General features: G+C 42.8%; 5 protein-coding genes, 1 tRNA gene and 1 pseudogene. 6 read left to right on the forward strand and 1 reads right to left on the reverse strand.

Annotated features, from left to right (window positions below; all coding sequences use genetic code 11):
* The first annotated feature begins 453 nt into the window (after positions 1-453).
* From liaF to G470_RS0110895, 3 genes are read left to right on the forward strand one after another with little or no spacing between them, the layout of a single operon-like run.
* Positions 454-1188, forward strand: coding sequence for a cell wall-active antibiotics response protein LiaF (gene liaF / locus G470_RS0110885; RefSeq protein WP_028274826.1), 735 nt, complete (start codon positions 454-456; stop codon positions 1186-1188).
* Positions 1098-2255, forward strand: a complete 1158-nt coding sequence (locus tag G470_RS0110890; protein WP_084172187.1) for a sensor histidine kinase — start codon at positions 1098-1100, stop codon at positions 2253-2255. Before liaF ends, G470_RS0110890 begins: the two co-directional genes overlap by 91 nt.
* Positions 2256-2307: 52 nt before the next feature.
* A complete protein-coding gene (locus G470_RS0110895) occupies positions 2308-2937 on the forward strand; it encodes a response regulator (RefSeq protein ID WP_028274828.1) in 630 nt (209 codons plus the stop codon).
* A gap of 60 nt (positions 2938-2997) precedes the next feature.
* On the opposite strand, the gene rnjA is transcribed toward G470_RS0110895, so the two are convergent.
* On the reverse strand, positions 2998-4668 hold the full coding sequence (gene rnjA, locus G470_RS0110900; protein WP_028274829.1) for a ribonuclease J1: 1671 nt from the start codon (positions 4666-4668) through the stop codon (positions 2998-3000).
* 278 nt (positions 4669-4946) lie between these two features.
* Here rnjA and G470_RS0110905 point away from each other — a divergent pair, with 278 nt between their 5' ends.
* The 3 genes and pseudogenes from G470_RS0110905 to G470_RS0110915 form a co-directional block, all read left to right on the forward strand.
* The gene (locus G470_RS0110905; protein WP_028274830.1) at positions 4947-5726 is read left to right on the forward strand and encodes a Cof-type HAD-IIB family hydrolase; all 780 of its coding nucleotides are present in this window, start codon (positions 4947-4949) and stop codon (positions 5724-5726) included.
* 39 nt (positions 5727-5765) lie between these two features.
* Positions 5766-5838: transfer RNA gene (locus G470_RS0110910), tRNA-Ala, on the forward strand.
* A gap of 221 nt (positions 5839-6059) precedes the next feature.
* Positions 6060-6268, forward strand: a pseudogene (locus G470_RS0110915) (ISL3 family transposase); the annotation flags it as partial.

Consider the following 6268-nt stretch of genomic DNA (forward strand, 5'->3'; position numbering starts at 1 on the left):
TGGTATAATACGGCGTAGCTCTTTCCCATAGAAACATCTAATGCCAGTACATAGGTCATTTGGGTTCCTCTCTTTCTTCTTCACATTGAAAGACCCTCACTGCTTCATTTCGTATCCCATTTCCTTTACCCGGACTCATGGTCCCACATACTTAAACCTGATTGAGAAATGACAGTGAAGGAGCTCTGTTTTTGTTTCGGACTCGTGGTCCTCGAGAGCTTGTTCGAGCTTCCTTTCACCCTTACTATACTTCTATAAAAGAAAAAATAGTAGGCAGAAACCCCCGTCGAGGTTTCTACCTACTAATCTTAGTATGTTTTTTGTATAAAATAGGTGTTTACTCATCGGTTTATATTGTACAATTTTGTTCAAAAAAGACGCTTTTTATGTAGGTGCGTGTTCGGCGAAAAAACGTTATACTAAAGGAAATATATGGGAAGGAACGCAAATGACATGTCTAATAGTTGGAAAATCTTCCTGACAATTGAAGCTGTACTGTTTGTTTGGCTTCTATATCAGTTATTCACGAATACATTTCTGTTGTTTTTGGTGGTAGGCGGACTTTTGTTGATATTCAGCAATCGCTTTTCTTTCTTTGGAGAAGGCAGACTGTCCTTTTTTATCGGAGCAGCGCTGTTGGTATTTGCATTGTTATCTACGAATGCGATTTGGATTATGTTGGTGATTGCCGTTATTTTCTTTTCAAGAAAATTGTACGCGGTGTTTATCGGTGAGTCTGGAGCTTTCTTTTCTGACATACCTTGGAAGGAAAAACAATTTGTGACTCTTCGTGCAGAAGAGAAGCAGCGCCCTTTTGAGGTGAAAAGAACATTTCCGTGGATCGGCGGGCAAACCATCGGTGAAAATATTTATGAGTGGGAAGACATCAATTTTTCCCAATTCGCAGGTGATACAATTATTGACTTAGAAAATACAATCCTTCAAAAAGGACAGAATGTAGTCCTCATCCGTAAAGGACTGGGAAAAACACGAGTGCTAGTACCGGAAGGAATTGGGGTTTTTGTAGATCATAGTGCGCTTTCCGGAAGATTACTAGTGGGAGAGGACACAATGGACTTGAAAAACGAAAACATCAAATGGAAAAGCAAGGATTATCACGATCAAACAAGAAAGCTGAAACTAGTCATAAACGTCTTGGTGGGAGATGTGGAGGTCATTCGGGTATGACATCAGAAAAAAAGAAAACCGTACTTGCTGTTTTGTTTCGTCGTTTTATCTTTTTCTTTCTCCTTCTTTTCTTGTTGTCTCTTTTAGTCAGCTATTCCATCTTACAAGAAGGATGGTTTTTACGGGTAATTCAAGGGCGGTTTATGTATTTTCCGCTTTTATTTTATCTTGTCATTTTCGCCTGCTTATTCAGCGGATTTACTTTTGTTGGAAAGGTGCGCACAGAAAAACGCCTCTTAGATAAAATTGAAATGGATGTAAGAAAAATTGTGGAGAGGCGTTATACGGAGGAAGTAAACACACAGGCAGCTGCCTCGACCTTTTTTTATGATCAAAAGAGAAAAAACATTATGCAAAGCATCTCGGAAATTCAATCCAAATTAACTGAAATGTCAAAACGAGCTATGGAGGACAGCGGAAAGACGCAGTTGCCAGAGGGAAAAACAGAAGAAGAAATTCTGCAGACAGAACGGCACCGCATCGCCAGGGAACTCCATGACTCTGTCAGTCAGCAATTGTTTGCTGCTATGATGTTGTTGTCTGCGATTAACCAGCAGATTGAATCTGTTCCGGAATCAACTGCAAAGCAGTTGCTGACGATACAGACCATATTGAACGAAGCCCAGTCAGAAATGCGGGCACTCCTCCTTCATCTGCGGCCGATTAATCTGGAAGGCAACTCATTGAAACAAGGTATTGAACATCTGCTGAAAGAACTCAGCACCAAAATATCCAGTTCCATAAAATGGGAAGTGGATGAAGTGACCTTGCCGCCCCAAGTAGAAGATCATTTATTCCGCATTGTACAAGAATTGTTATCGAATATTTTGCGTCACGCAAGAGCGGAAGAACTGGAATTGTACATGAAAGTATATGATCAAACTTTATCTTTAAGAGTGATCGATGATGGAGTAGGCTTTGATACTGCGAAGAAAAAGACAGGAAATTATGGGTTGTCAAATGTAAAAGAGCGAATTCACAGCCTTGGAGGGACGATGAAGGTCATTTCATTTCCTGAGCAAGGGAGCAAAGTGGAATTGACTCTTCCTATTGTGACAGATGCTTGAGTAAAAACAGGAAAAAAACTGAGCGGAGTTTTGTAAAAAGTGGAGGGAGATTATGATACGAGTACTATTGGTAGATGACCACGAAATGGTCCGATTAGGAATGTCTTCTTATTTATCGGTCCAAGAAGACATGGACGTGGCAGGAGAAGCAAAAGACGGAACAGAAGGAGTCGAAATGGCGCTCGCGTTGCGCCCGGATATTATCCTGATGGATCTGTTGATGGAAGAGATGGACGGCATTGAAGCGACCGAACGTATTTTGGAGCAATGGCCGGAAGCCAAGATCATTATCTTAACCAGTTTTATCGACGACCAGAAAGTGTATCCAGCGATCGAAGCTGGAGCATCGGGATACTTACTAAAAACATCGACAGCCAGCGACATTGCTGAGGCCATTCGATCGATTCATGATGGAAAAAAAGTGTTCGAAGAAGAAGTAACGGAAAAGTTGAGCTCCACTGAAAATGAGAGGACCGCATTTCTGCATACCGAGTTGACCAACCGGGAGATGGAAGTTCTGTTGTTAATCGCTCAGGGTTATTCCAATCAAGAAATCGCCGACGAGTTGTACATCACGTTGAAAACCGTCAAAACCCATGTATCCAATATTTTGTCTAAATTAGAAGTAGAAGACCGGACACAGGCAGCGATATACGCTTATAAACACAGTTTAGTGGAATAGAAAAGACAGAAAAAGAGTGGCTGGAAGGATTCCAGCCACTCTTTTGGTGTTCTGTTTCGATTAGACCGGCATAATTACCGGCAAGATAATTGGTTGTCTCTCAGTTCGATCGTATAAGAAATTCTTCATGGAATCAATCAACTGATTTTTCAGCTTGTGTTCGCTCATTTGTTTGTTCTTGAAAGATTGTTGGATACTGTTGAAGGCGACTTTTTGTGCTTCTTGAATCAAATCTTCTGATTCTCTCATATAGATGAATCCACGAGAAATGATATCAGGACCTGCAAGTACGCGTTTGTTTTTCTCGTCAATCGTTGCCACCACGACTACCAATCCGTTATCTGAAAGCATATGGCGGTCTTTCAAAACGATGTTTCCGATATCGCCAATACCTTTTCCGTCAATATAGACGTCTTCAGCTTCGAAAGATCCAGCATGTCGGGCACTGTCTTCTGTCAACGCCACAATGTCTCCGTTGTCCAAGATGAAGCAGTTTTCTTTTGGAATACCGGTTTGTTGTGCTAATTGCGCGTGAATCCGCAGCATACGCTGTTCACCGTGAATAGGGATGAAGAATTTCGGTTTCATCAACCGAAGCATTAGTTTTTGTTCTTCTTGTCCACCGTGTCCAGAAGTGTGAATGTTGTTCAATTTACCATGGACAACTTCAGCACCGGCCTCCATCAGTTGGTTGATGACACGGTTCACACTCGTGGTGTTCCCCGGAATAGGAGAACTGGAAAAGATCACTGTGTCATTAGGCTGGATAGAAATTTGACGGTGGGTACCATTTGCAATGCGGCTCAACGCGGCCATTGGCTCACCTTGCGAACCTGTACATAGAATAACCATTTCGTTGTCGGGCAACCGGTTAATTTCGTTCGCCTCAACAAAGGTTTCTTCAGGAGCATCAATGTACCCCAGCTCTCGTCCGTTTTCTACAGCGGCCACCATACTGCGGCCAAAAACCGCGATTTTACGGTCGGTTTTGATTGCTGCACTGACCAGTTGTTGGATACGGGAGATGTTGGAAGCGAATGTCGCAAAAATGATTCGCCCGTCAATTTTTTTCAACAAGCTGTCAATCGTGTCTCCAACGATTCGTTCAGATTTGGTGAAGCTTGGAATTTCGGCATTGGTACTGTCTGACAGCAATGCCAACACGCCTTCTTCTCCGATTTGGGCCATTTTGTGCAAATCCGCCGGTTCGCCTACAGGAGTGAAATCAAACTTGAAGTCTCCTGTGTGGACGACATTTCCGGAAGGGGTGCGTACCACAATCCCAAACGCTTCCGGGATGCTGTGTGTTGTACGGTAAAAGCTGACGGATGTTTTTCTGAACTTGATGACCGAGTCTTCGTTGATTTCATGGAGTTCAGCAGAGCGCAGCAAGTTGTGTTCGTTTAATTTATTTCTGATTAACGCCATTGCCAAAGGATTGGCATAAATCGGCACATTGATTTGACGCAACAGGAACGGGATGCCCCCGATGTGGTCTTCGTGTCCGTGGGTGATGAACAAGCCCTTGATGCGGTGCTGGTTTTCGATAAGATACGTGTAGTCTGGAATAACATAGTCAATCCCCAACAAATCGTCTTCCGGGAATTTGATCCCTGCATCGATCAAGATCAACTCATCTTGAAATTGGACGCCGTACGTGTTTTTTCCGATCTCGTCCAGTCCTCCGACTGCGAATACGGCGGTTTCATTATTTTTTACATTAGGTTTCATAATATACATATACTCCTTCAATTCATTTATAATCACGTAATAATATAGAATGGAAGAGACAGAACTCCGCCATTCTTTTTGTCCGCTCCATTATGTTGAAAATATCAACAGCTACTAGTATTTTACCACAGTTATTTTCTTAAGTATAGGAAGCAATCTCTTTATGCCTCTAGGAAAGGGGTTTCATTTCGAGCAAGAGTCGGAAGAAAGAGGCTGGTTTTCCTGAAGCGTTTATATTATGATTGAGGAGTCAGACAATTGTTAAAAAGGGGCAGCTCATGACTAATAAACTTATCTTTTTCGATATCGATGGAACACTCTTGACGGACGACAATCAAATACTGAACAGCACAAAAGAAGCGATTGCCACATTAAGGGAACGCGGACATGAAGTGGCCATTGCTACAGGGAGAAATGCCTTGATGGCCAGAGACATCATTGAAGAACTGGAAATGGACAACTATGTGGTGTGCAATGGAGCCGCAGCGTTTTATCACGGAAGACAGGTTTATATAAATCCTTTAGATAAGGAAGATTTCGAACGACTTTTGCTGGTGGCCGATGCACAAGGGCACCCGATTGTTTATGAAACAGCTGAACAGCTTAAAAGACGGCATAAAGAAGTGGACAGCCGCTTGGAGGAAGGCATGAGCGCAGTTGGTTTCCAAGTTCCGGAATCGGATTTTTCTTTTCACGAACGGCATGATCTCACTCAAGCGCTGGTGTTTTATGATGAAAAAGACAAAGGGGATTATGAAGAAGGGCAATTCCCTCATTTTCGGTTTATCAGATGGCATGAGACAGGTGTGGACATTCTGCCGAAAGATGGATCGAAAGCAGCGACCATCATGAAAATCGCCACAGCAAAAGGATACCAACCGGAAGATGTAGTGGCTTTCGGTGATGGACTGAACGATTACGAAATGATTTCCAAAGTCGGATTGGGAATTGCAATGGGGAACGCAGTGGATGCAGTGAAGGCGGAAGCCGATTACGTGACAAAAACAAATAATAAACATGGAATTGCTCTTGCATTACAGGAGTTGAATCTGCTATAATGATTCTTGTCGGGAAATGAAGCTTATCATTTCCTTTACGGGGGTATAGCTCAGTTGGGAGAGCGCTACACTGGCAGTGTAGAGGTCAGCGGTTCGAGCCCGCTTATCTCCATTAAGAAATGACATGGAAAAGCCTTTGTTTGAAGTGGATGTATGGTCCATTCCAAACAAAGGCTTTTTTTGATTGTAAAAAGACTCTGCTTATGAGGGTTCTATAATATTTGGTGTTGGTGAATCAAATGGTTCACCGGCACCTTTTGTGTGTTTAAAATGTAAAAAGGCCAGTGAACCCCTATAATTAAGTTACCACAACCAAACGATAGGAGGATTCACATGACCCAGTTTCATTTTACAAAAGAACTGCTCGGATTGAAAGAGAAAAATATCGTATTGGACGACCAACCGGTCACCACCCAAAAGAAAAGCGGTGTAGACCACATGGTCCTCCACGGAACGTTGACGTACCGCCCTGACGGGTGTCCTGCATGCGGTGTGAAAAACGAGTCGTCAAAGGACATCATCAAGCATGGCACCAAATCGTC

The organism is Atopococcus tabaci DSM 17538, assembly GCF_000429585.1.
Lineage (GTDB): Bacteria > Bacillota > Bacilli > Lactobacillales > Carnobacteriaceae_A > Atopococcus > Atopococcus tabaci.